Below are 24,437 nucleotides of genomic sequence, written 5' to 3'. Positions count from 1 at the left end.
TCGAACTCAGCCCCGGGCGGAGCGGGCGTCACGGCCCCGGGCGCGGGCGGCCTTGGAGAGCACGTCGCTCCCCTTCTCCTCACCCTTCATCCACGCCTTCAGCGCGGGCACCACCTGCTTGCTCCAGGCGCGTCCGGCGCGCACGGCCAGGAAGTCCTGCACCAGCGCGTCCACGATGGCGGAGAGCTGCTCGGTCAGCTCCAGCCGCTCGGAGAGCTGATCATCTTCTTCCTCCGTCATGAGCGCGGGCAGCTTGGCGGCGCGGATGTCCAGGAACTCGGAATCCAGCGTGACTTCGTACTCGCGCTCACCATGCGAGATGCGCAGCCGCGCCTGGGACACCAGCAGCCCCCGGTCCAGCGAGTGGCGCACGTTCTCCGAGTACGGCGCCAGCGTGCCCTTGGCGCTCATCTCCGTGACGTCGCCGGCCACGCCGCGCAGCACCACCTTGCCCAGGTAGAGCACCACCACGCCCGCGCCGTCGTGCTCCACCAGCGAGTCGCCCGACTCCGAGCGCCACAACAGCCAGGTCATGAACTCGCGGCCCAGGTAGGCCCGGCCGCGCAGCAGCTGTTCGCGCGCCTTGCCCTTTTCGACTTCGGCTTCGTCCTTCTCCTCTTCCGTGGCGACGCCGTCCACGCCGACATCGCCCCGGGCGAACGCCGCCTCTTCCCTCGCCTGCTCACGCCTCGCCATGGGCGTCCTCCACCGAAGCCGTCGCCGGCAGGTCCATGCCAATGAGCTCCGCCGTGGGGCCCAGGGCCTTCTCGTCGATGCCCGCGCGCTGCGCCATGGACGCGGGCGTGATGCCAATCACCTTCACCGCGAGGGCGCCTTCCAGCGCCACGCAGATTTCATCCACCGTCTTGCGCGACGCGGCCCAGACCTGCACCGTGTGCGTCTTCAGGTTCCACGTCACGTCCAGCGTGCTGGTGCGCGGCACCGCGCGCTGACGCAAGAGCTGCTTGAGCTCCGCGCGCTGCTTGTTCTTCTCCGCGCGCGCGGGCGGCCGGCCGTTCTCCTTGGCGAAGGCGGCGGACCACTTGTCCAGCTCCGACTTCATCATCGACGCGGGCACCTTCAGCGTGTCGATGCGGAAGGCGAACAGGGCGTACTCCCCATAGAAGAGGTTGCCGGTGGCGAACTCGGACGACTCCGGGTTCTCCAGCTCGACAAACCCCGCGGCGCGCTCTTCTTCAGAGCGGCGGTCGATGGGCTCGAACGCATGGGACTTGAGTCCCTTGGTCATCCAGCGCTTCACGTCGGACGGCGCATCCTTGGCCGGCTCGGTCCGGAAGCGCGAAAAGGTCACGGCACCACGTAGGACAGGCATGGGGCGCGGCAGGATGGGGGTCCTGTGACGCCGCGTCAAGGCACTCGGTGTGGCTGGACGTGAAGCGCCGGGAATAGCCCGCGCCGGAATTCGTTTGCCCGGCCTCCGTCCAACCGTGCACTTCTTCCGCCCCACCCGCCGGCGGGAATCCATGACACTCCCAGGCACGCGACATACGGTGGCCGCCGCCATGCGCCGCGCTCTCCTCCCCGCCAGCGTCGTAGCCCTCTTCCTGTCCGCCTGCACCCACACGGCCGCCACGCCAGACGGCGCCCCACGCGACACCCTGCCCGGGGTGACGCACGCCCTGCTGGAGACTCTGGAAGCGGACGGCGCGCTCGCGGGCGCGTACGTGGTGGACGCGCGCACCGGCGAGCCCCTCTTCACCCACCGCGAGAACGTACGGCTGTTGCCCGCGTCCACCATGAAGGTGGTGTCCACGTCCGCCGCGCTGTCCGCGCTGGGGGCGGACTTCCGCTTCACGACGCCGGTGTTCCTGGAGGGCTCGCAGGCGGGAGGCCTGTTCCTGGGCGACGTGGTGGCGCAGGCGTCCGGAGACCCGTCGCTGGGCTCGTGGCGCTTCCCGGAGACGGCGCTCGCGTGCGACCGCATCGCGGAGGCCTTCCAGGCGCGAGGCATCCACCAGTGGCGCGGCAACGTGCGCATCTCCGGCACGGACGGCCTGGACGGCGGCATGGGCCCGGGCTGGGCCTGGGATGACGCGGCCTATGCCTACAGCGCGGCGCCCACGCCCTTCGTCTTCCGCGAGAACGTGGTGGACCTGGCGCTGGCGCGCGCCCCCGGCGCCACCTGCGCGGACGCGCCCTCCGTCCAGTGGACCCCCACCTTCGCCACGCTGTCCGCGGTGGTGAACGTGGACGTCAACGCCGAGCGCGCGAACCTGGCCTGCGTGCGAGGCGGTGGCGGCGTGCGCTGCACGTGGCGCTCGCCCACGGGCGGGCCCTGCCCCCAGGCCGCCGCGGTGAAGCTGTCCGTGGACGCGCCGGAGGCCCTCTTCGCCGCGTGCGTGGACGACGCGCTGGCGCGGCATGGCATCACGCGGCTGCCGCTGTCCCTGGAGGCCCCCACCCCGCCCATGCCCCCCATGCCGTCACCGCTGGTGGAGTTGATCAGCCCGCCCCTGTCGGAGCTGGTGCGCGTGACGAACAAGGAGAGCCTCAACCTGTACGCGGAGCGGCTGGGCATGCGCTTCGCCCGCGAGCGCACCGGCCAGGAGGGCTACACCGCCCTGCGCACGGCCCTGGTGGCGGAGCTGGCGCGCCGGGGCGTGCCCACCAAGGACCTGCGTCCCGTGGATGGCAGCGGCCTGTCCCGCTACAACCTGGCGTCTCCCCGGGGCATGGCGCGCGTGCTGCTCACCAGCCTCCAGGAGCCGTATGGCGCCGCGCTGGTGGACAGCCTGCCGGTGCTGGGCGTGGACGGGACGTTGGCGGGCCGCAAGACGAAGCCGTCCACCGCGGGCCGCATCCGCGCGAAGACAGGGACGCTCACAGGCCAGAAGTGCTTCGTGGGCGTGGCGGAGCGGCCCAACGACAAGGAGCACCCGCGCGTCGTCTTCGCGCTGATGCTCGGCAACATGGACGAGGGCACGAAGCCCAACGCCAACGAGACCTTCGACACCTTCTCCACCGCCCTGGTGGAGCTGCCCCTGCGATGAGCGTCCCGCAGGGGAACACCCGCATGCGAGGTGAAACATGAAGTCCAGAATCGCAGTCACGGCCGCCGCGCTGCTGTTGCCGCTCGTGTCCGGAGCCGCGGGGAAGGCTCCCGCGAAGCCCGCCGCCGCGGAGAAGAAGCCCGTGGAGACGGCCTACCACGGCACCACCGTGGCGGACCCGTACCAGTGGATGGAGTCCGCGACGGATCCGAAGGTGCAGCAGTGGACCGACGCGCAGAACGCCTTCACGCGCGCGTACCTGGACAAGCTCCCGGGCCGCGAGCCCCTGCGCCAGCGCATCTCGGAGCTCCTGTCCTGGAAGTCGCCCTCCTACGGCGGCCTGGACGAGCGGGGCGGCACGCTGCTGGGGCTGAAGTTCCAGCCGCCCAAGCAGCAGCCCACGCTCATCGTGGTGGGCTCGCTGGACGACACGTCGAAGGAGCGCGTGCTGGTGGACCCCACGGTCGTGGACACGTCCGGCAAGACGACCATCGACTGGTTCCAGCTGTCGCACGACGGCAAGAAGGTCGCCGTGTCCATGTCCAAGGGCGGCACGGAGAGCGGTGACGTGAGCGTCTGGGACGTGGCCTCCGCCAAGGCGATGCCCAACGAGCTGGTCCCGCGCGTCAACGGCGGCACGGCGGGCGGCAGCCTCGCGTGGAACGCGCAGGGCACGGGCTTCTTCTACACGCGCTATCCGCGCGGCGAGGAGCGCCCGCCCGTGGACCGCGAGGTGTACCAGCAGGTGTACTTCCACACGCTGGGCACGCCCACGGAGAAGGACACGTACGCGCTGGGCAAGGACTTCCCGCGCATCGCGATGACGGACCTGGAGTCCAGCGACGACGGCCAGTACACCTTCGCGCGCGTGGCCAACGGCGACGGCGGCGAGTTCGACCTGTACCTGCACGGCCCCAAGGGCACCTGGACGCAGGTGGCGAAGTACGCGGACAAGGTGGTGTCGGCGCGCTTCGGCAGCGACGGCGCGGCGTACCTGCTCAGCCGCAAGGACGCGTCGCGCGGCAAGGTGCTGCGCCTGCCGCTGGCCACGCCCACGCTGGACAAGGCGACCGTGGTCGTCCCCGAGGGCAAGGCGACGGTGCAGGCCGTGGTGCCCACGAAGAGCCGCCTGTACCTGCTGGAGCAGTTGGGCGGCCCCTCGCAGCTGCGCATGGTGGACCTGACGGGCAAGGAGCTGGGGCTGGTGCCCACGCTGCCGGTGTCGGCGGTGGGCGGCCTGGTCCGCCAGGGCGCGGACGACCTGCTGGTCGTCAACGGGAGCTTCACCCAGCCGGCCGCGTGGTTCCGCTACTCGGCGGCGGACAACAAGCTCACGAAGACGGCGCTGGCGCGCACGGCGCCCATCGACATGAGCGACGTGGAGGTGGTGCGCACGGAGGCCACGTCCAAGGACGGCACCAAGGTGCCGCTCACCATCCTGAAGAAGAAGGGCACGAAGCTGAACGGGAACAACCCCACGTGGCTCACCGGCTACGGCGGCTTCAACGTGTCCATCAACCCGGGCTACAGCCCGCTGACGGGCATGTGGCTGGAGCAGGGCGGCGTGTTCGCGGTGGCGAACCTGCGCGGCGGCTCGGAGTTCGGCGAGGAGTGGCACAAGGGCGGCTCGCTCACGAACAAGCAGAACGTGTTTGACGACTTCTACGCGTGCGCGAAGCTGCTCACGGACCAGAAGTACACGCAGCCCAAGAAGCTGGCCATCCAGGGCGGCAGCAACGGCGGCCTGCTGATGGGCGCGGCCCTGACGCAGCACCCGGAGCAGTACGGCGCGGTGGTGGCGCGCGTGGGCATCTACGACATGCTGCGCACGGAGCTGACGCCCAACGGCCAGTTCAACGTCACGGAGTACGGCTCGGTGAAGGACCCGGAGCAGTTCAAGGCGCTGTATGGCTATTCGCCGGTGCACCGCGTGAAGGACGGGACGAAGTACCCGCCGGTGCTCTTCACCTCCGGCGCCAATGACCCGCGCGTGGATCCGTTCCACTCGCGCAAGATGGTGGCCCGGATGCAGGCGGCCACGGCGTCCCCCAAGCCCATCCTGCTGCGCGCCAACGCGGAGACGGGCCACGGCATGGGCACGCCGCTGTCCGCGCGCATCGAGGAGGAGGTGGACGTCTACTCCTTCGTCTTCAACGAGCTGGGCATGACGTACAAGCCCAACGCGACGAAGAAGGTCTCCGCGCCCGCGCCGCAGTAGCCGTGCTTCTCCCCACGCCCGTCTCCCGAGCCCCCCAGGCTTGGAGACGGGCGTTTCTTCTTCTGGGTTTCGTGGCAGCCTGCCGCCCCATGAGCCCGCTCATCCCCTACTTCGTCCTTTCGCCCATCGTCGCGGGCGGCCTGGTCTGGTGGTCGCTCACCCGTCTTGGAAAGAAGCGGAACGCACGCGCCAAGGGTTCGCTGGACGCGGTGGTGACCCGGCTGAAGGGGCAGAAGGTGCTGGGCGCGGTGGACCTCTTCGTCCAGGACGTGTCCTGGTCCGGGGAGACGGAGCTGTCGCCACAGAACTGCCGCATCCGCGTGGTGATGGGTGGCCAGGACGCCAGCACCATTCCCCCGCGCTTCGAGGTGGAGAGCGCGCCCGGAGCCCCCCGCCCGCCCGCGGACGTGCTCGCGGCGCTGCGCGTGCTGGATGGGCAGGCGACGGAAGCGTTGAAGGGCGGCGGCTGGAGCTGGCAGCGGCCCACGGTGAGCTTCGAGCCGGCGACGTAGTCCCGCGAACGCAAGGCCCGGGATTCGGATGACGGGTCGAGGAGCGCGGTGCCAGCATGCGCCGCATGTCCTCGACCTTCCTCGACTCGCTCGACACGCCCGCGCCCCTCGTGGACCTGGACCGCGTGGAGCGGAACCTCCAGCGCGTCGCGGCCTATGCCCGCGAGCATGGCCTGCGCTGGCGCCCCCATACGAAGACGCACAAGACGGCGGAGCTGGGCGCGATGCAGGTCGCGGCGGGAGCCTCTGGCGTCACGGTGGCCACCGTCCTGGAAGCCGAGGTCATGGCGTCCGTGTCCGACGACGTGCTGCTCGCGTATCCGCCGGTGGGTGCGCGCAAGCTGGCGCGGCTGATGGCCCTGCCCTCTCGCGTGCGGCTCACCGTGGCGCTCGACTCCCATGAAGTGCTGGAGGGGCTGGCGCGCGCGGCGCGGGATGCCGGGCGCACCGTGGGCGTGCTCGTGGAGGTGGACCTGGGCATGCGCCGCGTGGGGCTGCGCACTCCGGAGGATGTCGTGGCCCTGGCTCGCGCGGCGGCGTCCACGGCGGGCGTGGTGTTTCGCGGGCTGACCTTCTACGCGGGCCACATCCGCGTCCCCCAGGCGGAGCTGCCCGCGGTGATGCAGGCCCAGTCCGACGCGGTCGCCACGTTCGTGGATGCGCTGAAGGGCGCGGGCCTGCCGCCGGAGGTGGTCAGCGGAGGCTCCACGCCGACGCTCTGGCAATCCCATACCGCGAAGGGCCTCACGGAGATCCGCCCCGGCCTCAACGCGCTCAACGACCGCAACGCCGCCGTCATCGGTGCCTGTGATTGGACGGAGTGCGCGTACTCGATCCTGGCCACCGTGGTGAGCGCCGCCGTGCCGGGCCAGGTGGTCATCGACGCAGGGGCCAAGGCGCTGGTGAAGGAGGAGGGGCTGGCGCCGGGCTATGGCGTCCTGCTGGACCGGCCGGACGTCGTGGTGAAGAACCTGTCGGAGGAGCACGGCCTGCTGGACGTGTCCGGCACGACGTGGCGCCCGCGCATCGGAGACCGGGTGCGCGTGGTGCCCAACCATGTCTGTGTTTCCGTCCCGCAGCATTCCCGGCTGCACGTCGTGCGGGGCGACGCGCACGTGGGCACGTGGGAGGTCTCGGCGCGCGGCTGGTGACAGCCCGTACCGCCAGGATGTCATCCACTAGTCTGCGCGCTGCCACTTGCAGTCGGGATGCCCCTGACGGTGCAGTGTCTAGCATTTCGCCGGTCGCCGGAAGGACTTCCGGCGGGGAGGCGACATGCATAAGGCAAGGGGCTTTTCCGTCACGGCGGCCATCGCCGCGCTGTTCCTGGGAGCACCCGCGGCCTTCGCGGCGGACAGGGAGTCACTCGACGCCCGGTTCGAGCAAGCGAAGCCGGTCGAAGTCGGCGTCGACTGTGGCGACGTCATCACCCAGCACACCCGGATCACGCACGACCTCTCCTGCCCGGGGACGGACGAGCCCGCGCTCCGCATCGAGGGGGAGGGCATCGTCCTGGACCTGGGCGGACACACCGTGCGCCGCTCGAGTCCGGTCCAGCAAGACACCCTGGGCATCGTGGTCACCGGCACCAGCATGGTTCGCAACGGCACGATTCGCGGATTCGCCAGAGGTATCCAGACCGAGGGAGTCGACTCCCTGCGGCTGCACCAGCTCACGTTCACCGGCAACGGCACGGCCATCTACAACTCCTTCTCCACCACCTCCTTCCTCGTTACGAATTCGCGTTTCATCGGCAATGACGTCGGGCTCGGAAGCGAGATCGACGCGTCCCTCGGCACGTTCGACGTGAGGTCGAGCCACTTCGAGAACAACCGCCTTGGCATCTACCTGGACACCCATGATGCCGACGTCCTCGATTCGACCTTCATGGGGAATGAGGTCGGCGTCTACTGCTTCGCCGGCAGTGTCCGCGTCCGTTCGAGCACCTTCGCGCGGAACGAGGCCGTCGCCTCCACGACCGTGCCCATCGGGGGCCGCGACATCTGCAATGTGTTCCGTTTCGAGGACACGCTCATCGCGGACAACGCGTCGTTTGCCCCCACGGAGACGCCCATCTTGAATGTGATTCAGCTCGACATGATCAACAACTGGATCGTGGGCAATGACAATGGGCTTACAGCCGGCTCATTCCAGGTCTACATCCAGGGCAACACCTTCTGGGACAATGCGGGCGGACTGACATTGGAAGACACTCCCATTGTCAGCCTCCCACAGACAGGCATCGTCCGCGCCAACCGGTTCCTGCGGAACGACGGTGACGGCCTCCGCATCCTCCCGGCCAGCACGCCCACCGTGATTGGCAACGTTGCCCAGGGCAACACGGGCTGGGGCATCCATGCGCCCACCGCTTTCGACGGCGGCGGCAACGTCGCGCGGGACAACGGCGCGGGCAACTGCGAGGGCATCACCTGCGCCCCCTACTGACCCCGCGCCCCGCTCAGCCGATGCGCTTCAACTCCTGCGTGAGCAGTTCCTCCAGGTGCCGGATGTTCCGGTAGACGAGGCACCGGTAGCTGGACACGTCGAAGCGCAATTCCTTCACGTCGCGCACCAGCATCAGGGTGGGCTTGCCGCGTCCCCAGGCATAGCCCACCTCCAGATAGACATTGGGGTTCGCCAGCGACAGGTCCGCGATGACGACCTTCGCGGTGTCGATGCGGTCCCGGATGCGCTGGATGATGGGACCGTCGAAGACGGCCTGGTCCACCCGCTCGCACAAGAGCCCCGCAGCCTTCACCGGGTTCAGGATGCCGTAGTGGTAGGTGTCCTCCAGCTCCGGCGCGAAGGGCATCGCCACGAAGGCGTGGGGCTTCTCGTGGGAGTTCGCGCCCGCGGAGGCCATGGGCAGCGCCTGCACGAAGCGGGATGTCCGCCGCACGCGGAAACCCGAGGCCCCCATCAGGGGCTCCACGCCCGGCGTGAGCCCCAGCCCCAGCGCCAATGCCTTGCGCAGCCGCTCCACGCGCTTGGGGTTCAGCTCCACCACCGTGATGCGCTCCAGGTCGCGAGGGCCACTGCCGCGCTGGAACGCGTCCACGAAGCCGCCCACCAGGGCCAGCACCGCCTCGTCCTCGTCCAGGCCGTAGTTGGGGCCGTGCACCGTGCACGCGAGGTGACGCACCTCCTGCCGGGACTCCAGCAACTGGAGCGCGCGCACGGAGAACTGGCGGATCTCGTGGTAGCCGAACTGCCGCAGCCGCACCGTGCCAAGGAAGAGCACCAGCGGGGCGCCCAGGCTCCGGCGCGACTCGATGAAGCGGTGGTCCCCGGGGAGCAGGTCGAAGGTGTCCATGCCCACGCCCGCCCCCTCCAGCCGGCGCGCCACCGCGCCGTCCGCCCCATGGAAGCCTTGCGCGTACTTCAGCAGCACGGCGTCCGCGGCCGTCTCTCCCACATCTCCCAGGTCCACCACGACGTCCAGCGTGTCTCCCATGGGCCCTGGACTGTAGGGCGGGCCGGTCCGCCCACGCCATCCCCGGCGTCCGTCCCGCCGCATCAGGTGGGAGAAACACAGACGTCGCGAACGCCCGTCAATCCCTGTTCAATGACGCCTCCTGGCCGCCTGGTTGTCTTTCAGGCCATCTCCACGCCGCCTGTGAAGCGCTTCACAGTTTCCGCCCGGGCGGGCCGGTAGCATTTGCGCACCATGTCCCTGTTCGCGCGCCTGCAGGCCCTGCTGTCCGCCCACCCGTCCGCCCCGGCCCCGGCCGCCGGCCAGACGTCCGCGACCTCCGCCGCGCCCTCGACGGCGGCCGGCGCCCCGGCGGAGACGGAAGGTGCTCCCGAGCCGCAGCAGCCCGTCTGCACACGCTACCTGCCCGCGGGCCAGGTGGTGGTGCGCGAGGGTGACCCGGGACACTCGATGTTCGTGGTGCTGGAGGGCCGCGTCGCGGTGCTGCGCGGCGGCGAGACCGGCGGCAACACGGAGGTCGGCCGCCTGGGGGCCGGCGAGTTCTTCGGGGAGCTGGCGCTGCTCACCGGCACGCAGCGCACCGCCACCATCGTGACGGTGGAGGACGCCGTGCTGCTGGAGCTCACCCAGGCCGGCGTCCGGGAGCTGGGCAAGGACTACGGCGTGAAGGGCGAGCAGATGCAGGTGACTGCCCGGGAGCGCCTGCTCGCGGACGCGCTGCGCAGCAACCCGCTCATCGCCGCCCTGCCCCAGGAGGTGCAGCACGAGCTGGGCGACTCCTTCGTCCCCTGCACCGTCCCCGCCGGAGAGACGCTGCTCACCCGCGGCCAGCCGGGCGACGCGCTCTACGTCCTCATCCGGGGCCAGTGCGAGGTCTTCCACACGCACAACGACGGCCGCCAGTCCGCCTATCCCAAGCTGGAGGAAGGCGCCCTGTTCGGAGAGATCTCCCTGCTGCGCAGCCGGCTGGCCACCGCCACCGTGCGCACCGTGACGCCCTGCACGCTGCTCAAGCTGGAGCGCGACGTGTTCAAGAAGGCCTTCCTGGGCCAGCCCGACCTGCGCGGCGCCCTGGTGCGACTGGGCCTGGAGCGGCTCAAGCACACGATGGAAGTCATGGGCGAAGCGAAGTAGTCCGCCGTCCCGCGCAATCCCAGACAGACTGAAGCCCCGGGTCTACCGCAACGCCTTCCGGGCGCCGGTGGACCACAAGGCCCAGGCCATCAGCACGGGCTGGAAGAAGAGCCGGACCAGGCGCTTGCGGTCCGTGTCCAGACCGAACGCGGAGAGGCGCTTGTCGTACTGGTGCAGGTTGCCGGGGAAGACCGCCGCGAAGAAGGCCGCCAGTCCCAGCCCCAGGGGGATCCGGTGGCGCTTGTCGAAGAGCAGCGACAATCCGAGGCCGATCTCGACCACGCCGGAGAGCAGGACGACGAGGTCCTTGTCCATGGGGACCCAGTCCGGCACCTGCGCCTGGAAGGGCGCTCGCGCGAAGGAGAGATGGCCCGTGCCGGCGCCGACCATGAACGAGCCCAACACTCCGCGTCCCACGTTCTGCCAAGGCGTGGTCCTGGCTTCCTGAAGCATGGCCACCTCCGCTCCCGTTCAATTGCAATCGTTGAAAGGTGCGGTGCCGGAGCGGAGGGTGCAAGACAGGGCCAGGCCCGCCTTCACGCCAAGGGGGCGAGCGAGTGAGCCCGGTTCACCTCCGCCGCGCGGCGTCCTCCAGGTACGCGCGCACCACGGGCATGAGCGGCAGGCGCAGCGCGGTCTCCACGTCGAGCCACCGGGCCCACACCACCTCGCGCTGGTCGAGCACCAGCGGGGGCTCGGTGTCGAGCTCCAGCTCGACGAAGTGACACAGGTCCCGCTTGAACTCATCCGTGTGACGCAGATCGCTTACGACGCGCAGACTCGAGGCCGGCACGTGCAGGCCCACCTCTTCGCGCAGCTCCCGCGCGCCTGTCTCTTCCGGGGACTCGCCGCGATGCCGGCCGCCTCCCGGCAGGGAGAAGGCGTGCTTGTAGGAGTTCTGCAACAACAGCACCTCACGCCCTCGCCACACCCCCACGAGCGTGCCCTCCGTGTGCGGACGGCGCACGAACCACCACGCGAGCGCGAGGTGATACGCGCCTCGATAGGCCACGCGCATGATGGGATCGATCAGGGTGCTCATGGGCCTCAGGGTAGCCATTCGTCGCGACGTGCTCAGCCGTGGAGCGTCTCCCCGGCCTCCAGCATCGCGACGAACTTCTCCAGCCGCCGCGCCCGCGTCTCCGGCTTCTTCGCGTCGTGGAGCCGGAAGAGGATGGCGTAGCGGTTGGCGCTCTTGAGCGTGGTGAAGAACGCCTTCGCCTTCGGGTTCTTCTCCAGCGCGAGCGTCAGGTCCTCCGGCACCTCGATGGTCTTCGCCCCCGCGTACGCCGCCTCCCAGCGGCCATCCGCGCGCGCGGACTCCACCTCGCGCAGGCCCGCGGGCTTCATGCGCCCGGAGGCGACCAGGGCCTCCACCTTGCCGCAGTTGATCTTCGACCACCTGCTGCGCGGCTTGCGCGGCGTGAAGCGCTGGAGCCAGTACTCCGAGTCGAACGCGTCCTTCTGCCCGTCGATCCAGCCGTAGCAGAGCGCCACCTCCAGCGCCTGCGCATACGTCACGGAGGGGATGCCGGACTCGAGCTTGGCGAGCTTCACCCAGACGCCCGGCGAGTCGGCGTGATGCTTCTCCAGCCACTTCTCCCACGCCTTCTCCGACGCGAAGGGCACGACGGGGAGCTCCTGCTTCGCCTTCATGCGGTCCGACACCTTTCCCTGCCCCGCGCCTCGCGCCGGGTTCATGACACTCCCACTCTACCGGCGGAAGGCAGCCCGCGCGGAAGCGGTTATGAAACACGCCATGGCCGAAACCACGAACGCCCGCCCGCCGAACGCCGTGCCGCCCTCGCTCGCCCGCGTGGCCTTCCACGCCGTGGCGGCCGGGCTCACCCCGCTCATCCCCGTGCCCTTCCTGGACGACTACGCCCTGCGCCAGGTGCGCGAGCAGTCCGTGCGCGACCAGCTCAAGGAGAAGGGCCTGAAGGCGCCGGAGAAGGCCGTGGCGGTGCTCGCCGGCTCGTATGACGAGCGCAGCCTGGGCGGACGGCTGGTGTCCTATCTCAAGGCCGTGGCGCTCTTTCCCGTGCGCAAGGTGTTCCGCAAGGTCTTCTTCGTCCTCTGGGTGAAGGACTGCGTGGACCTGACGAGCGTGTGCCTGCACCACGGCTACCTGTTGCACCACGCGCTGGAGCGCGGCGACCTGGACGCGGCCTCGCTCCAGGGGGACGCGCCCCAGAAGGTGCAGGCCGCCATCGTCGCCGCCTGCGCGGAGATGGACTCCCGCCCCATCAACCAGGCCTTGCGCCGCATCTTCCGCGGCAGCCGGGTGTTGATGGCCGAGGCCACCCGCGTCTTCCTGGATCCGAAGCGCGGCGGCGTCCGCGTGCCCGACCCGAAGACCGAGAACGCGGAGGTGAAGTCGCTCACCGACCGGCTCCTCCAGGAGATGTGGGAGGATCGCGGCTACTTCACCGCGCTGGAGGCCCACTACGACAAGCACCTGAGGCGCGATGTCACGCCCCAGGAGCCCCCCCAGGCCGCGACAGGCACCTGATCAGGGCGCGGGCGCGGCGGCGGTCTCCAGCGGCGCGCGGATGCGGGCGGAGAAGTCGTCCCGCCCCTGCGCGGCCAGCGCTCGCGCGTTGATGTGGTAGCGCTGGCGGACCTGCTCCAGCGGCACGTCCGTGTCGATGATGCCCAGCTCGTACGCGAGCGCGTCCGAGAACGCAGGCATCAGCGTGCGGTGGTCATACGGCACGTCCTTCGTGGCCACCTTCTCGAAGTGGCGCACCAGGTTGGTGGTGCAGTTGCTGGTGAGCGTGTCGTAGAACTCCGGCTGCGTGTGCAGCCCGTTCATCCGCTGCACCATGTCCATGAAGAACGCGGTGATGCGCTCCCTGGACGCGTTCACCGGATACACATACACGTCGTCATGGCGGAAGTTGGAGCGCAGCTGCACCAGGTCCCGCTCGTCGCCCACGACGTAGGTGATTTCAAAACGGCGGAACAGGCCGCCCAGCGCGGAGAACGTCTCGCCCTGCTCGCGCCGCACCTCCACGGAGAACACCACGTGGCGGCCGTCCTGGAAGCCGAAGCTCACCATCGTGTGCGCGGCGCCATAGAAGCCGGAGAACGGCTCCACGATGAACGACGCCTCCGTGAGCGCGTCCGTGTCGTAGGTGGCCGTGTACCAGGCGGGGTCCCAGTCCGTGGTGCCGCGGTAGCGGAAGTCGCGCACGTCGTGCAGCGTGACCTTCGTCCCGGCCACGTCCGCCCACGGCGCCCGCGCCAGGTCCGGCGCCCAGTCCCGCGCGTTGGAGGGCTGGAACGTCCGCACCCACCCGTACACGGACAGGCAGCCCAGCAGCATCACCGCCACGCCCCAGCGCCGCGACCGCCACCGCCAGGCCACCACCGCCAGGGCCACCAGGGCCCCCGCCACGAGGAGCCGGGCCAGGTGCGGCCCCTCCGGCCCGCTCCCCGTCAGGGCCAGGGCCAGCGAGGCCCAGATGCCCCCCACGAGGAGCACGAGCCCCGACACGGCGTTCTTCCAGATGCGCATGCGGCCGAGTATCCGCGCCCCACGCCGCTCGTGTCACGGACGCGGATTCCGGGTGCAGCCCCGGCGGGCGGCCGGGCGCGGATCCGCCCTCCCAGGAAGGGTCCGGATTTGTAGCAACCGCCTACCTTGACCGCTTTTCCCCGGGTGTGCGACGAAAGGGGGGTCCCCAGCTTCCAGGAGTCACACCCCGATGAGCGACGAGCGCGAAGACACGACGGTTTACAAGGTCGTCGTCAACCACGAAGAGCAGTACTCCATCTGGCCCGCGGACCGTGAGAACGCGCTGGGCTGGAAGGACGCCGGCAAGCAGGGCCTGAAGGCCGAGTGCCTGGAGTACATCAAGGAGGTCTGGACGGACATGCGTCCCCTGAGCCTCCGCAAGAAGATGGAAGAGGACGCGGCCCGCAACAAGAACTGAAGACCGCGCGCGCTTCCCACCGCGCCCTCCCCGCTTCAACGGGGAGGGTGGGCCGGCCCCGTTAGAGGTCCGGCGGAGGCCTGACGCCCAGGTGGCAGGCGCGCAGGGCAAGCTGGGTCCGGTTCTCCGCTCCCAGCTTGCGGTAGAGCTGCGTGACGTGTGACTTCACGGTGCGCTCGGCGATTTGCAGGTGCGCGGCGATCTTCAGGTTGTCCGCCCCGCCCGCCACGTACTGGAGCACCTCGCGCTCGCGCTGCGTGAGCAGCAACAGGACGCTCGCCGTGGGTGACGTCACCGGCGGATGCTCGAAGTCGTTGCGCAAGAGTTGCACCGGGAAGAGGCGCTCGCCCCGCACCAGCGACTGCACCGCGGAGGACACCGCGTTCACGCCCAACCCCGCGCGGAAGAGATACCCCGAGGCCCCTTCGTCGAAGCATTGGGAGATGACCTCCGGCGTGCTCACCGCGGACAGCAGCAGCATGCGCACTTCCAGCCGGCGCTTGCGGGCCTCACGCAAGAGGTTGAGCCCCTCCGTCACGGAGCAACCGATGGCGGCTTCGCCGTCGCTCTCCACGTCGAGGATGGCCACCTGCGGTGGATCCGTGCCGAGCCCGTCCAGGAAGCCGCGCACGTCGCGCGTCACTGAAGTGGAATGACCCTCACCCCGAAGCCCGTCCGACAAGCCCTGCCAGGCCGCCCACGGTCCTTCGAGAATCGAAATACGAACTGCCGATTGATTCGCTGCCATGCGATGGCCCCCCAGCCGTCGTGGCGAATTGCTTTCAATGCTACCTGTCGACTTCTACCTGCCCCGGAGTCGGTGGAACCGCGGCGGAACTTCCGCCTGTGCTGAGCGTGCGAGAACCGCGCTTCAACTCCATCCGGGGGTCCTGTGACTGCTGCCCTGCGGACTGCGCCTGCGACTGCCGAACTGGCCCATTCGGGCCGAACCTCCTTTTTCGTTTCAAGCAAATCCAGCCAACCGAGACCCTAACATCATCCAAGGCCTCTTGCGAACGGACCCGCGCGAGACTGTCAATTGCGCACGGATCGCATCGAAATCCAGGGCCTCGTCCGTCAGGTCGTGATCGCTGTCGGCCCAGGGACATACGTTCCGCGTCCACATTCGGATGCTTTCATGGGTGTTTCGTCCAATGCCCGGGCGAGCGCGCCCGCATGCGCGCGGATGGCGCGCATTGGATGGCAAAGGCGTATGCTGTGCGTCCCGCGCGCATGACTCCCTCCGCCCCCGCACCCCATGTCGACGTCGCCACGCCCGAGCGGGTGGCCCTGTCCCTGCCCGTGGCCGGCATCGGCTACCGCTGCCTCGCGTGGCTGGTGGACGCGAGCCTGCTGTTCTTCTTCTGGGTGGCGCTCTACTTCGTCATCACCCTGCTGGTGTCCGACGTGCTGGGCGCCTTCCAGGCGCTGTCGGGGCTCACGCAGACACTGCTCGCGGTGGGCCTCTTCGCCACGCAATGGCTGTACTGGACGCTGGCGGAGGTCTTCTTCCATGGACAGACACCCGGCAAGCGCGCGCTGCGCATCCGCGTGGTGCGCGAGGATGGCTCGCCGGTGGGCTTCTTCGAAAGCGCGGTGAGAAACCTCTGCCGTGCAGTGGACTTCCTGCCGGTGCTCTACGCCACCGGCTGCATCACCATGCTGCTGGACTCACGCCACCGGCGGTTGGGAGACATGCTCGCCGGCACCGTGCTGGTGCGTGAGGAGGCCATCGACCTGGACAAGTACACGCAGGCGCCCCCGGCGGACGCTCCGGCCCTGGACGCGGGCGTGCAGCGCCCCCTGAACGCGGAGGACGTGGAGCTGGTGCTGGCGTTCCTTTCGCGCGCGCCCGGGCTGGAGCCGGAGGTGCGGCGGCGGCTGGGAGCGCGGCTGGTGGACCGAGTGGGCGCGTCCCTCACGGACGAGGAGCGCGCGCGGGTGCTCCAGTCTCCAGAGGCCACGGAGGCCTTCCTGCGCACGCGCGCGAAGGCGGTGCACTGACATGGCCGCGCCCCTGCCCACGTTCGTCACGCGGCGCCGGCCGGACTGGGACGCGCTCCAGTCGCTGCTCACGCGCCAGCGCGCGGGCCGCTTGAGCCTGGCGGAGCTGCGGAGACTGGACACGCTGTACCGGCGCGCGGCCGCGGACCTGGCGCAGGCGCAGACGTTCTATCCGGGCACGGACGCGCACCGCTTCCTCAACCAGTTGTGCGCGCAGGCGTATGGCGCCATCTACCAGCCGCCGCGCGAGCGCTGGGCCTCCACGCGCGACTTCTTCCGCCGGGACTTCCCCGCCACCCTGCGCCGCGAGGCGCGCTTCGTGGGCGTCAGCGCGGGCCTGCTGGTGCTGGGGCTGCTGGTGGGCGCGCTGGTGGTGACGCTGGAGCCGCGCGGCGCGGAGCTGCTGGTGCCGGAGGGCGTGCGGCGCTACGTGGCCCAGGGGCGCATGTGGACGGATGATCTGCTGTCCGTGGCGCCGCCCAACGCCGTGGCGTCCGGCATCGCGACCAACAACCTCACCGTCACGCTGTTCGCGTTCGCGTCCGGCATCCTCCTGGGCGTGGGGCCCATCTTCACGCTGGTGAACAACGGCGTGCTGATTGGAGCGGTGGGGGCGCTGTGCTTCCGCGAGGGCATGACGGCGGGCTTCCTGGACTTCATCGCCGCGCACGGGCCCGTGGAGCTGTCCATCATCGTCATCGCGGGCGGCGCGGGGCTGATGGTGGGCCAGGCGCTCATCGACCCCGGCGAGCTGCCGCGCGCGCAGGCGCTCCAGGCGCGCGGGCGTGAAGCCGTGAAGCTGGTGGTGGGCTGCGCGCCCTTCCTCGCCGGCATCGGCTTCGTGGAGGGCTTCATCTCCCCGGGCCACCTGTTCCCCGCCTGGGCCAAGGTGGGGTTGGGCCTGTCGCTGGGAGTCCTCTTCTGGTTCTACCTGTTGCGCGCGGGCAGGACGGACGTGGGCGTGGCGCGCGTGGATGTGCCGGACGCCATGGCCTCCAGCCGCTTGCGCTGACGGTGCTTGAGGATGCGCTCGTAGGCGTCGTTGACCTCGCGCATCTGCTCCGCGGAGCCGCCCCGGTCCGGGTGCCGCTCCAGCGCCAGCGCGTGGAAGCGCGCGCGAATCACGTCCGGCGTATCCAGCGGCGACACGCCCAGCGTCTGGTACGGGCACTGCTCCTGGACGGCGGAGAGCCACTTGTCCAGCCGGTCCTTCACCTCCACGAAGCGCGCGTCCGCGTCCGCGGTGTCCTTCACCGGGTGCGTGCGCATCTTCGCGTCCGCGCGGAAGACCTCGCTGTAGGTGCTGGACACCCAGCGGTGGCACGAACCGCACCGGTAGTACTTCACCCGGGTTCCGGGCTGGAGTGTCATCATCACGCCGCAGTGGGTGCACTCCACCGTGACGTTCTCCAGTGTCTGCCAGCTCGCGACCGCCGCACCCATGGTGACTTCGACCTCCGTTCGCAACACGCCTGTAGCACCGGCAAACTCCCACAGCGGCGGATCCCGTCAAGAAAATGTCGCGAACGACCCGGGGGGTCCCTCCGGCGCGCTGCCGGGCTTCCCGGGTTTCGGGTAGAACCAAGCCCATGCGACCGCTCCTCGCCGCCGCCCTGCTCCTGACCGCCGCCGCGCACGCCCAGGCCCCGTCGGCCCCTCCGGCCGCGGCGCCCAAGGCCGCCCCGAAGCCCGAGAAGGCCCCCGCCGAGCGCGCCGCCCCCGCCCGTCCCCCGGCGGATGCCGGCGCCTCCGACGCCTCCCTCCTGAAGGGCCTGCTGTGGGCGGCGGAGCCCGCGCCGGAGGAGATCCGCACGCTCGCCATCGAGGACCTGGCGCTCCTGGGCGACGCGCGCGCCCTGGACCCGCTGGCCGCGTTCATCTGGGACCCCAACCCGCGCATCCAGCAGGCCGCGTTGCGCGCGGTGGCGCTCTTCCAGCACCGGCGCGCGGAAGAGATTTTGGGCAACGTCGTGAGACACCCGCGCCTGCCGGACACGCTGAAGATTCAAGCGCTGGGAGGTCTGCTGTATCAGCGCACCCCCACCGCCCGCCGGGTGGTGCAGGACGTGGCCGCGGACAGCCGCGTGGGCTACGCGGTGCAGAACGCCGCGCGCTCGGTGGCGTCGCAGTGGGAAGCCGCCCCGGCCGCCGCGCCCTGAAACACGCCTGCCTGTCTGCCCTCCAGCCCTGACGACACACGTGCCCGCCGGGCCGATTCCTGGAGTGCGCGCGTGTATGGGTTAGACTGGGGCGCATGAAGATCACCCCCCTCGACATCCGGCAGAAGCGCTTCGAGACGGTGATGCGCGGCTTCGCGCGTCCCGAAGTGGGCGCGTACCTGGAGCTGATCGCCGGCGAGTTCGAGGAGGTCGTGAAGGAGAACATCGCGCTCAAGGAGGAGCTGAAGCGCACGCAGGCGCGGCTCGAGCAGCATCAGGAGCGCGAGCGCACCCTCCAGGAGACGATGGTCACCGCCCAGCGCATCAGCGAGGACCTGAAGGACGCCGCGAAGAAGGAAGCGGAGATCATCATCGCGGACGCGGAGCACCAGGCGGAGAAGATCGTCCACGGCGCGCACCAGCGGCTGGTGCAGGTGGTGGAGGACATCAACGAGCTCAAGCGCCAGCGCACCCAGTTCGAGTCGCAGGTGCGCTCCGTGGTGGAGGCCCACCGCAAGCTGTTGGAGACGTTCGCCGCGCCCACCTTCGCGGACCGCGACTACGCGCGCGTGGAGGACAACGTCGCGTTCCTGTCCCAGAAGAAGGCCACCTCCAACGACTAGCATCCGCGCATGCCCGCCCCCTGGCTCAAGGCCGTGCAGACCGGGGTGGAGCTGACGGTGCTCGTCCAGCCGCGCGCGTCCCGCACCCGGGTGATGGGCGAGCATGACGGCCAGCTGAAGATCCAGCTCGCCGCGCCGCCCGTGGACGGTGAAGCGAATGCGGCCCTGGTGGAATTCATCGCCAAAACGATGGGCGTGCCGCGTCGGCAGGTAACACTCGTGGCGGGTGACACGTCGCGCCGTAAGCGATTGAGGGTGGAAGGGGTTGATGCGGCGGCGGCCGAGGCTGTTATCTCTGGTGGACCGTGAGGCCACGCATGCTCCGCCTGTTCGCCTTCCTGATGATGCTGCTGGCCTCGCCGGGCGTGTTCGCACAGGACGAAGGTCCGCGGGGCATCCACGCGACGGAGGCCGTCGTCACGGACGCCGCGCTCGTGCCCCACGCCCGCCCCGCCATCGTCGCGGGCGAGCTGAAGACGCAGCGCTTCGTCATCCTGCACACCGCGAAGGCGGCGGGCGCGGCCCGGGCGCTGGCCGGGCAGATTGAAGGCGTGCGGGACGCCTTCGGCGCGATGCTCGGGCGCGACTGGCCGGGCACCACCGAGATCCGCCTGGGCGTGGGCCGCCAGGAGTTCGAGGCGCTGGCGCTCCCCGGGGGCAAGCCTCCGGGCTGGGCCGTGGCGCTCGCCTACCCCGGGCATCAGATCATCCTGCTGGACGCGCTCAGCCTGAGCGACACGGAAGGGCCCACCACGCTGCGGCACGAATTGGCGCACGTGGCGCTGGGCCAGCTGGCGAAGGACTGGCCGCGCTGGTTCCAGGAGGGCGTGGCGCAGAACCTCACCGACGAGCGCTACTCCGTCGCCCACTACAGCGCCCTCTTCCGCGCGGTGACGCAGGAGCGCGTCTTCCACTTCGAGGACCTGTCCGACGAATGGCCGGACGTGCCCGCGGACGTGGAGATCGCCTACGCGCAGAGCGCCGCGTTCGTGGCCTTCCTCACCGGCAAGCACGGCGCTCACGCCATGGGCCAGCTGGTGGACGGCGTGCGCGCGGGTGAGCCCTTCGAGCAGGCCTTCGGCAAGGCGTTCCGCACGTCGCTGCTCTTGGAGGAGCAGGACTGGCGCGAGGGGCTCGCGGCCCGCTACGGCTGGCTGCCGCTCACCACCAGCTCCGCGCTGCTGTGGCTCACCGCCTCCATCCTGTGCGTGGCCGCCTTCGTGCGCCGCATGCGCCAGAAGTCCGAGCGGATGACGGAGCTGGCCGCGGAGGACGCCGCCGAGGACGCCGCGCTGCGCCTGCTCGCCGCCGCCCGCGCCGCGGGGCCCGTCCCCGTGGACGGCTCCGAGCCGCTGTCCCCCGCCCTCCCCTGGCCGGAGTGGCCCGGCGCCACCCCGCCCGTGGCCCCGCCCAATCCGTCCGCCCCCAGCCAGCCGGAGGCCCTGGAGGGCGCGCCAGAAGCGCTGGAGTCGGGCGCGGGCCATCCGGAGGGCCCGGACGGTCAGGACATGGACATGGACGACGAGGAGCCGGAGTCCTCCAGCGGCGAGTACGAGCTGGATGGCGAGGCCCCGTCGGGCCGCCCGCCCAAGCCGACGCTCCACTGAGGGGCGCGGCGTGCCCAGGCAGGGAAGGAACTTCCCTTGCTCCCCGCCTTTCAACATCCGCCCCGTAGGATTTACGTCCTCCGGCCGCCCTTCAGGGCACCCCCATTGCCCAAGTGGGCGGATTCATTGAGAGCCAGCAACCATCTGGCGTTGGCAAAGCCCTTGCTATGTCTTCGTTCGCGATGCGGACGACAACGGACATGGCGGCGGAGCGGGGACGGAAGAAGGCCGGGGCGGCCCGGGTCTTCAGCAAGCAGCCGGAGCGCATCGCGGCCCTGTGGCGGCGGATGCGGCTGGCGTCGCACGAGGGCCAGGGCGTTCCAGGCCCCAGCCTGCTGGACGGACTGGTGGAGCCCTTCGTCCGGGAGCTGGGGCTGACGCTGGAGGGCGTGGAGTCCAGCCCCTGGAGCCGCACCCGCGCGGTGCTGCGCCTGGCGCCGGAGCGTGGCGCGCGGGCCCTGCACGACGAGTTCGCACTGCTGCGGCGGTGCCTGGTGGACGCCCTGGAGGTGCTGGGCGGTGGAGACGCGGAGCGCCAGCGCATCAACCGCGCGCTCGACGAGGCCGTGGACAGCGCGGTGGCGCTGCTCCAGCGGATGGCGGACCCGAAGGCGGATGGGCCCCGGGTGCCGTTCGGCGGTCTGGTGGTGGAGTACTTCGAGCGGCCGTCCCACGCGCGCCGGGCCCCCATGGGCCGCCGCGACGAGCGGTCCGCCATGCATTGAACGGCGCGCAGGAGGCGCCAGGGTTTTGTTGCAAGGGTTTGCCGATCCGTCCGGCTTGACACTCCTCACTGAGGAAGGGTCCGGGGGCTGGCGGGAGGGAGCGCTGTCATGGATGGGGGTCCGTGACGCGCCTTGAGGGTGCGAGTTCCTGCTCGGGGGAGCGGTGAGCCGCACACAGTCGAACGCCGGAACGCGTGGATGGGGGTCCGCGCGCTCCGCCGGTCGGACGGATCGGCATGTTTTGTCGGGGGGATTGGGGATGGGGCAGCGGGAGGGCGCCTACGGGGGTGGGCGCTCTCCCGCATTTTTTTTGCTCAGTGCGCGTCCGCCCAGCTCTTCCCCGCGCCCACGTCCACCTTGAGCGGCACCTTCAGCTCGGCGACGGAGGCCATGCTCTTCACGGCCAGGGCCTTCACGGCCTCCACCTCCGCGTCCGGCGCCTCGAAGAGCAGTTCGTCGTGCACCTGGAGGAGCACGCGCGTCTTCAGCTTCTGCTCCCGGAGCGCGGCGTCCACGGCCAGCATGGCCTTCTTCATCAGGTCCGCGGCGGTGCCCTGGATGGGCATGTTGATGGCGGCGCGCTCGGCGGCCTGGGCCACCGCGCGGTTCTTGGAGAGCAGGTCCCCCATCAGGCGGCGGCGGCCGTAGAGCGTCTCCACGTAGCCCACCTTGCGCGCCTTCTCCACGGTGTCCTCCAGGTACTGGCGGATGCCGGCGTACCGGATGAAGAACTTCTCGATGACGTCGCGCGCGTTCTCCTGGGAGATGCCCAGGCGCGTGGACAGGCCGTGCGCGGACAGGCCGTACGCGATGCCGAAGTTCACCATCTTCGCCACGCGGCGCTGCTCGCGGTCCACGTCCTTGGGGTCCACGCCGAAGACTTCCGCCGCCGTGCGGCTGTGGATGTCCTCGTCGTTGCGGAACGCGTCGATGAGGACCGGGTCCTCCGCGATGTGCGCCAGGAGCCGCAGCTCGATCTGCGAGTAGTCCGCGCTCACCAGCTGGTGCCCCGCGTCCGCCACGAAGGCGCGGCGGATCTCCCGCCCCAGCTCCGTGCGGACCGGGATGTTCTGCAGGTTCGGGTCGGACGAGGACAGCCGGCCGGTGGCGGTGGCCGCCTGGTGGTACGTGGTGTGGATGCGCCCGTCCTTCGCCACCAGCGTCGGCAGCGTGTCCAGGTAGGTGCTCTTGAGCTTGGACAGGCCCCGGTATTCGATCAGCGCGCGCGCGAGCACGCTGTTGTGCTCCTCCGCCAGCTTCTCCAGCACCTCCTGGTCCGTGGACGGGCCCGTCTTGCCGCGCTTGAGGATGGGCAGCTTCTGCTCCTCGTAGAGCACCTGCGCCAGCTGCGGGTTGGAGCCCAGGTTGAAGACATGGCCCGCGGCCTGGTGGCACTCGGCCTCCTTCGCCTTCACCTCCACGTCCACGCGCTCGGACGTGCGGCCCAGCTCCGCCACGTCCAGCTTCACGCCCTCGCGCTCCATGCGCGCGAGCACGGGCAACAGCGGCAGCTCCAGCGTGCGCGCCAGCTCCGCGAGCCCGCCCAGCTCCAGCTCCTTCCACAGCTCCGGCGCCATCCTGCGCGCCGCGTCCGCGCGCACCGCGTAGGCCGCGGCCACCTCGTCCGGCCCGTGGTCCGCCAGCGGCCGGCCCTTCTTGCCCTCCACCGACGCGGGCAGCGCGGGCAGCTCCGAGCGCAGCCGCTCGCGCGCCAGGTCCGCCAGCGCGTGCTCCCGGCGCGACGGGTTGAGCAGGTAGCTCAGGAGCTCCACGTCGTCGTGCGCGCCCTCCAGCGTCAGGCCTTCATGGGCCAGCACCAGCGTGAGCGCCTTGAGGTCGTGGCCGCCCTTCTTCACCGCCGGATCCGAAATCACGTCCTTCATCGCCGCGGTGAAGGCCGCCACCGGCACCTGCGTGGCGCCCAGCTGCTGGTGCCTCAGCGGCACGTAGCGCGTGGAGCCGTCCGGCAGCGCCACGCCCAGGCCCACCAGCGGCGCCGCGAAGGGCATGCCTTCGTAGGCGGGCACCAGAGAGAGAGCCCCGGCCTCCTTCGCCGCGTCCGCCAGCGCCTTCAACTCCGCCTCGGTGGTGACCAGCGTGGTGGTGGTGACGAGCGGCGCCACGTCCGGCCGGGCCGGAGCCTCCTCCGCGGGCAGGTCGCGCAGGAGCGCGAAGAACTCCAGCTCCGTGAACAAATCCCGCGCGCGCGTGGCGTCCGGCGCGCGGCGGACCAGGTCGTCCAGCTTCACGCCCAGGGCCAGCCCGGTGTTGAAGGTGACCAACTGCTTGGCGCGCGTCAGGCTCTCGCGGTGGGACTCCAGCGCCGCGCGGATCTTCGGCTTCTTCACCTCTTCCACGCGCGCGAGCAGCGTCTCCACGTCGCCGAACTGGTGGAGCAGCTCCACCGCCGTCTTGTCGCCCACGCCGGGCACCTTGGCGACGTTGTCCACCGCGTCGCCCACCAGGGCCAGGAAGTCGCGCACCTGCTTCGGCAGGATGCCCATCTTCTCCTGCACGTCCGCGATGCCGATGCGCTTGTTCTTCGCGGGGTCGAAGAGGGTGATGTCCTCGTCGACGATCTGCATGAAGTCCTTGTCGCTGGTGACGACCAGGACCTGGAAGCCCTCCGCCTTCGCCTGCAGCGCCAGCGTGCCGATGACGTCGTCCGCCTCCCAGCCCTCCGCGTCCAGCGAAGCCAGGTTCAGCACGTCACCCACCTTGCGGATGAGCGGGAACTGGGGCGTCAGGTCTTCCGGCGGCGCCTTGCGGTTCGCCTTGTACGTGGGGTCGATCTTCTGACGCTCCACGCGGCCGGACTTGTCGAACGCCAACGCCACGTGCGTGGGCTTCAGCTCCTGCAAGGCCTTGAGCACCATGCGGGTGAAGCCCAGCACCGCGTTGGTGGGCACCCCCTTGCTCGTCGTGAGCGGGGGGATGGCGTGGTAGGCGCGGAAGATGAAGCCAGAGGCGTCGAAGAGCGCCAGGCGGCGCTCGGAGCGCGGGGGGCTGGTGTCGGCCATCCCCCGTCCCTAGCGCGCCTACCGCGGTCTGTCCACGAAGCCCCGCACCGGAG

The 24,437-nt window shown here is 70.3% G+C and carries 25 protein-coding genes; 15 read left to right on the top strand and 10 right to left on the bottom strand.

Annotated features, from left to right (window positions below; all coding sequences use genetic code 11):
* Positions 1–6 precede the first annotated feature (6 nt).
* Together JYJ93_RS18505 and rdgC are read right to left on the bottom strand one after the other, a co-directional pair.
* Positions 7–696, bottom strand: coding sequence for a hypothetical protein (locus tag JYJ93_RS18505; RefSeq protein ID WP_206793099.1), 690 nt, complete (start codon positions 694–696; stop codon positions 7–9).
* The gene (rdgC, locus tag JYJ93_RS18500; protein ID WP_206793097.1) at positions 683–1,333 is read right to left on the bottom strand and encodes a recombination-associated protein RdgC; all 651 of its coding nucleotides are present in this window, start codon (positions 1,331–1,333) and stop codon (positions 683–685) included. Before rdgC ends, JYJ93_RS18505 begins: the two co-directional genes overlap by 14 nt.
* Positions 1,334–1,523: 190 nt before the next feature.
* Here rdgC and dacB point away from each other — a divergent pair, with 190 nt between their 5' ends.
* From dacB to JYJ93_RS18475, 5 genes are all read left to right on the top strand, one after another.
* Positions 1,524–3,011, top strand: a complete 1,488-nt coding sequence (gene dacB / locus JYJ93_RS18495) for a D-alanyl-D-alanine carboxypeptidase/D-alanyl-D-alanine-endopeptidase (RefSeq protein ID WP_206793096.1) — start codon at positions 1,524–1,526, stop codon at positions 3,009–3,011.
* A gap of 37 nt (positions 3,012–3,048) precedes the next feature.
* A complete protein-coding gene (locus JYJ93_RS18490; protein ID WP_206793094.1) occupies positions 3,049–5,229 on the top strand; it encodes a prolyl oligopeptidase family serine peptidase in 2,181 nt (726 codons plus the stop codon).
* Between the two features lie 89 nt (positions 5,230–5,318).
* The gene (locus tag JYJ93_RS18485; protein WP_206793092.1) at positions 5,319–5,741 is read left to right on the top strand and encodes a hypothetical protein; all 423 of its coding nucleotides are present in this window, start codon (positions 5,319–5,321) and stop codon (positions 5,739–5,741) included.
* 56 nt (positions 5,742–5,797) lie between these two features.
* Positions 5,798–6,892 (top strand): alanine racemase, encoded by a 1,095-nt coding sequence (locus tag JYJ93_RS18480; RefSeq protein WP_242543852.1) that lies wholly within the window; start codon positions 5,798–5,800, stop codon positions 6,890–6,892.
* 124 nt (positions 6,893–7,016) lie between these two features.
* Positions 7,017–8,186 (top strand): right-handed parallel beta-helix repeat-containing protein, encoded by a 1,170-nt coding sequence (locus JYJ93_RS18475; RefSeq protein ID WP_206793090.1) that lies wholly within the window; start codon positions 7,017–7,019, stop codon positions 8,184–8,186.
* 13 nt (positions 8,187–8,199) lie between these two features.
* Here JYJ93_RS18475 and JYJ93_RS18470 read toward each other — a convergent pair whose 3' ends face one another.
* On the bottom strand, positions 8,200–9,195 hold the full coding sequence (locus JYJ93_RS18470; protein WP_206793088.1) for a hypothetical protein: 996 nt from the start codon (positions 9,193–9,195) through the stop codon (positions 8,200–8,202).
* Between the two features lie 213 nt (positions 9,196–9,408).
* On the opposite strand from JYJ93_RS18470, the gene JYJ93_RS18465 reads away from it, so the two are divergent.
* Entirely contained in the window at positions 9,409–10,308 is a 900-nt protein-coding gene (locus tag JYJ93_RS18465) for a cyclic nucleotide-binding domain-containing protein (RefSeq protein ID WP_206793086.1), read from the top strand.
* 42 nt (positions 10,309–10,350) lie between these two features.
* Here JYJ93_RS18465 and JYJ93_RS18460 read toward each other — a convergent pair whose 3' ends face one another.
* The 3 genes from JYJ93_RS18460 to JYJ93_RS18450 form a co-directional block, all read right to left on the bottom strand.
* Positions 10,351–10,761 carry a hypothetical protein gene (locus tag JYJ93_RS18460; RefSeq protein ID WP_206793084.1) on the bottom strand — a complete coding sequence of 137 codons (411 nt, stop codon included), beginning with the start codon at positions 10,759–10,761 and terminating at the stop codon, positions 10,351–10,353.
* A gap of 115 nt (positions 10,762–10,876) precedes the next feature.
* Positions 10,877–11,350: an NUDIX hydrolase gene (locus JYJ93_RS18455; protein WP_206793082.1), complete on the bottom strand. Its 474-nt coding sequence runs from the start codon at positions 11,348–11,350 to the stop codon at positions 10,877–10,879.
* 32 nt (positions 11,351–11,382) lie between these two features.
* Positions 11,383–12,009: a YdeI/OmpD-associated family protein gene (locus JYJ93_RS18450; RefSeq protein ID WP_206793080.1), complete on the bottom strand. Its 627-nt coding sequence runs from the start codon at positions 12,007–12,009 to the stop codon at positions 11,383–11,385.
* Between the two features lie 58 nt (positions 12,010–12,067).
* Between JYJ93_RS18450 and JYJ93_RS18445 the strand changes: the two genes are divergently transcribed.
* Complete coding sequence (locus tag JYJ93_RS18445; RefSeq protein ID WP_242543851.1) at positions 12,068–12,820, top strand: hypothetical protein; 753 nt, start codon at positions 12,068–12,070, stop codon at positions 12,818–12,820.
* On the opposite strand, the gene JYJ93_RS18440 is transcribed toward JYJ93_RS18445, so the two are convergent.
* Entirely contained in the window at positions 12,821–13,828 is a 1,008-nt protein-coding gene (locus JYJ93_RS18440) for a DUF4105 domain-containing protein (protein WP_206793076.1), read from the bottom strand. It abuts the gene before it with no gap.
* Positions 13,829–14,018: 190 nt separating this feature from the next.
* On the opposite strand from JYJ93_RS18440, the gene JYJ93_RS18435 reads away from it, so the two are divergent.
* Positions 14,019–14,246: an MbtH family protein gene (locus JYJ93_RS18435; RefSeq protein ID WP_014397734.1), complete on the top strand. Its 228-nt coding sequence runs from the start codon at positions 14,019–14,021 to the stop codon at positions 14,244–14,246.
* A gap of 61 nt (positions 14,247–14,307) precedes the next feature.
* Here JYJ93_RS18435 and JYJ93_RS18430 read toward each other — a convergent pair whose 3' ends face one another.
* Entirely contained in the window at positions 14,308–14,994 is a 687-nt protein-coding gene (locus JYJ93_RS18430; protein ID WP_043321786.1) for a response regulator transcription factor, read from the bottom strand.
* Between the two features lie 485 nt (positions 14,995–15,479).
* Between JYJ93_RS18430 and JYJ93_RS18425 the strand changes: the two genes are divergently transcribed.
* The gene (locus JYJ93_RS18425; RefSeq protein ID WP_206793074.1) at positions 15,480–16,250 is read left to right on the top strand and encodes an RDD family protein; all 771 of its coding nucleotides are present in this window, start codon (positions 15,480–15,482) and stop codon (positions 16,248–16,250) included.
* Between the two features lies 1 nt (position 16,251).
* Positions 16,252–17,262, top strand: coding sequence for a stage II sporulation protein M (locus JYJ93_RS18420; RefSeq protein WP_206793072.1), 1,011 nt, complete (start codon positions 16,252–16,254; stop codon positions 17,260–17,262).
* On the opposite strand, the gene JYJ93_RS18415 is transcribed toward JYJ93_RS18420, so the two are convergent.
* Positions 17,178–17,693 (bottom strand): J domain-containing protein, encoded by a 516-nt coding sequence (locus JYJ93_RS18415; RefSeq protein WP_206793070.1) that lies wholly within the window; start codon positions 17,691–17,693, stop codon positions 17,178–17,180. The genes JYJ93_RS18420 and JYJ93_RS18415 overlap by 85 nt on opposite strands.
* Positions 17,694–17,839: 146 nt before the next feature.
* Here JYJ93_RS18415 and JYJ93_RS18410 point away from each other — a divergent pair, with 146 nt between their 5' ends.
* The 5 genes from JYJ93_RS18410 to JYJ93_RS18390 all read left to right on the top strand — a co-directional run bounded on the left by JYJ93_RS18410 (position 17,840) and on the right by JYJ93_RS18390 (position 21,364).
* The gene (locus tag JYJ93_RS18410) at positions 17,840–18,409 is read left to right on the top strand and encodes a HEAT repeat domain-containing protein (RefSeq protein ID WP_206793068.1); all 570 of its coding nucleotides are present in this window, start codon (positions 17,840–17,842) and stop codon (positions 18,407–18,409) included.
* Positions 18,410–18,504: 95 nt separating this feature from the next.
* A complete protein-coding gene (locus tag JYJ93_RS18405) occupies positions 18,505–19,032 on the top strand; it encodes a DivIVA domain-containing protein (protein WP_014397740.1) in 528 nt (175 codons plus the stop codon).
* 9 nt (positions 19,033–19,041) lie between these two features.
* Positions 19,042–19,341 carry a DUF167 domain-containing protein gene (locus JYJ93_RS18400; RefSeq protein ID WP_206793066.1) on the top strand — a complete coding sequence of 100 codons (300 nt, stop codon included), beginning with the start codon at positions 19,042–19,044 and terminating at the stop codon, positions 19,339–19,341.
* An 8-nt stretch (positions 19,342–19,349) separates the two neighbouring features.
* Positions 19,350–20,639 (top strand): peptidase MA family metallohydrolase, encoded by a 1,290-nt coding sequence (locus JYJ93_RS18395; RefSeq protein WP_206793064.1) that lies wholly within the window; start codon positions 19,350–19,352, stop codon positions 20,637–20,639.
* Between the two features lie 182 nt (positions 20,640–20,821).
* Positions 20,822–21,364, top strand: a complete 543-nt coding sequence (locus JYJ93_RS18390) for a hypothetical protein (RefSeq protein WP_206793062.1) — start codon at positions 20,822–20,824, stop codon at positions 21,362–21,364.
* Positions 21,365–21,678: 314 nt separating this feature from the next.
* Here the strand turns inward: JYJ93_RS18390 and polA are convergent, their stop codons facing one another.
* The gene (polA, locus tag JYJ93_RS18385) at positions 21,679–24,384 is read right to left on the bottom strand and encodes a DNA polymerase I (protein ID WP_206793060.1); all 2,706 of its coding nucleotides are present in this window, start codon (positions 24,382–24,384) and stop codon (positions 21,679–21,681) included.
* Positions 24,385–24,437: the final 53 nt, after the last annotated feature.

It is taken from the genome of Corallococcus sp. NCSPR001 (genome assembly GCF_017309135.1).
GTDB lineage: Bacteria > Myxococcota > Myxococcia > Myxococcales > Myxococcaceae > Corallococcus.
This window is presented reverse-complemented; position numbering and strand designations above follow the sequence as displayed.